Raw genomic sequence first — 2378 nt, 5'->3', positions numbered from 1 at the left:
CGCTCAAGTGAAGGCGACGAACCAAAGCCCAATCTTCCACTGTGATCACCCATCTATCGTGCTTGGGTGGCCTAGTTTTAAACCGTCGATTCTGGACTACATTTCAACCGTCGCTGACAACGGTGATGCATAGCGGCACACCCGCGGCCAGTCGTCGGAAGAAGTCGCTACCCGTCGACCCGTGGAGGAGAATTGAATCGCCGTCGCGTGCGAACCCGACCGGCAGTGCTACTGGCAAAGAATCACGCACAATCGCGACGTTCGCGGCCAAGCCCTCGTCGAGCACCGAATACAAGGCGGAACGTTCAGTGGTTTGGTAGTGAGCCAGACGACGCACCTGTGTCTGTTCAGTCAAGGGCAGGGCACCTTCAGCTTTAGTTTCCATTCCATCATCAAAACTGACGAAGCGGACCATGTAATAGACCAGTTTCATAGGTTTCTACTGGACCAGTAGGAAAATAGAGCCATGATCCTCCTCGAGCCTCTTTGCCCTGGCACGGACACGCCACTCTCCGAGCAACTCGCGCGTCAGATACGGTCTGCGGTTGTCGACCAGTTCCTCAGAGCGGGCGATGCTCTCCCGTCATCACGCGAACTTGCCATCACCTTGAAGATCGCGCGAGGGACAGTTGTGACTGCCTACGACACACTCGTTGGGGAGGGCTTTCTCCTGAGCTATCCAGGTCGCGGGACGTTCGTCGAAGACATTCCCCGCCTCCCATCGAGTCCGCACCCTCAGGAAGACCGATCCACCGCTAAATGGACAATGTCGGAGGGAGGCATCGATTTGCGGCCTGGGTACCCATCCACCCGGGGCCTGGCGGATGCGACGTGGCGCTCCGCGTGGAGGCAAGCGACCTCCCGTGACCCGAGCTCCGTGAGGGTCACGTCCCGCTGAGTGGTGGAGTTTCTCAACACCGTGCGGGTCAGTTGGTTTAGTTTAGGCGGCGGCGAGTTCTGGGAGGATCACCGCCTCGTCGAGGACCTCGATGGGATTGTTCATTGTGGTCAGCTCGAGCATCGAGGCTTCGGAGAAGTAGCGACGTTCGCCGGCTTCCCATTCGTCATGTTGCTCGATCAAGACAGACCCTGCCAAGCGCAGCAGGGCGGCAGCGTTGGGGAAGACGCCGACGACGTCGGTGCGGCGTTTGATCTCTTTGTTGACCCGTTCCAACGGGTTGGTCGACCAAATCTGTCGCCAGTGACGCCGCGGAAAAGCAGCGAAAGCGAGCAGGTCAGGTTGGGCATCAGTGAGCATCGCGGCGACCTTCGGGTGCGAGCGACCGAGCATGGTGGTGACCTCCCGAAACTGCTTCTCGATGTGCTCACGGTCGGGCTGGGCGAAGATGGTGCGGATGATCGACGCCACCATCTCCTGGGATCCTTTCGGGACCACGGCGAGGACGTTGCGCATGAAGTGCACCCGGCATCTCTGCCATCCAGCGCCTTGAAAGACCGTCCCGATGGCTTTCTTCAGCCCGGTGTGGGCGTCAGACATGACCAGCTTCACCCCGTCCAGACCTCGAGTTTTCAACGACCGCAGGAAGCTGGTCCAGAAGCCTTCGTTTTCACTGTCGCCCACGTCAAACCCCAGTACTTCCCGGCGTCCGTCGGCGGCTATGCCGATCGCGACGACGACGGCCTGGGACACGATACGGTGTCCAACGCGCGCTTTGCAGTAGGTCGCGTCGAGGAACACGTAGGGGAAATCCTGCGCGGCCAGGGTCCGGTCGCGGAACTCGGCCACTTCCGCGTCGAGGCCGGCGCAGATGCGAGACACCTCCGATTTGGAGATCCCGGAGTCAGCGCCGAGCGCCTTGACCAAGTCGTCGACCTTGCGGGTTGAGACGCCGTGGACATAGGCCTCCATCACGACCGCGAACAGTGCCTGGTCGACGCGGCGGCGCCGCTCCAGCAGCGCCGGGAAGAACGACCCGGCGCGCAGCTTCGGGATCTTCAGATCGAGGTCCCCAGCCGTGGTGCTCAACGTCCGAGACCGAGTCCCGTTGCGGTACGTGGTCCGGTCGCCGGAGCGTTCGAACGGGGCGGCGCCGATGAACGCGCTCGCTTCCGCATCGATAAGTTCTTGATACAACGTTTCGGTCGCGACACGGATGCGGTCGGTGACATCGGTGAGTTTGAGTTCTCCCAGCAGGTTCAGCAGGCCAGACTGGTCTAGAGCCATCTCTAATGGTTACTAGCTGGCCTGGGGCTGGCTGGCAAGCTGGTATCGGCCTTTCCCAACGTGACTCAAGAGCGATCTGTCCCGCGAAAGCGGTGGCTTTCACACGACCTGTCCGCTGGGCTAGGTCGGTGCCGGCCTGACCCGTTTCGATGGCTTCATAGAAGGTTGTCCACCCACGCTCCGGCGGGGGTGT

3 protein-coding genes are annotated in these 2378 nt (G+C 61.1%); 1 reads left to right on the top strand and 2 read right to left on the bottom strand.

Annotation, left to right across the window (positions count from 1 at the left end):
- Positions 1 to 103: 103 nt before the first annotated feature.
- Complete coding sequence (locus E3T47_RS11515) at positions 104 to 433, bottom strand: pyridoxamine 5'-phosphate oxidase family protein (protein ID WP_134556233.1); 330 nt, start codon at positions 431 to 433, stop codon at positions 104 to 106.
- A 33-nt stretch (positions 434 to 466) separates the two neighbouring features.
- On the opposite strand from E3T47_RS11515, the gene E3T47_RS16830 reads away from it, so the two are divergent.
- On the top strand, positions 467 to 898 hold the full coding sequence (locus tag E3T47_RS16830) for a GntR family transcriptional regulator (RefSeq protein ID WP_104196155.1): 432 nt from the start codon (positions 467 to 469) through the stop codon (positions 896 to 898).
- A gap of 42 nt (positions 899 to 940) precedes the next feature.
- On the opposite strand, the gene E3T47_RS11505 is transcribed toward E3T47_RS16830, so the two are convergent.
- Positions 941 to 2185, bottom strand: coding sequence for an IS256 family transposase (locus E3T47_RS11505; protein ID WP_134556232.1), 1245 nt, complete (start codon positions 2183 to 2185; stop codon positions 941 to 943).
- Positions 2186 to 2378: the final 193 nt, after the last annotated feature.

Origin of the sequence: Cryobacterium ruanii (assembly GCF_004404055.1) — a bacterium.
Taxonomy (GTDB): Bacteria; Actinomycetota; Actinomycetes; order Actinomycetales; family Microbacteriaceae; genus Cryobacterium; species Cryobacterium ruanii.
This window is presented reverse-complemented; position numbering and strand designations above follow the sequence as displayed.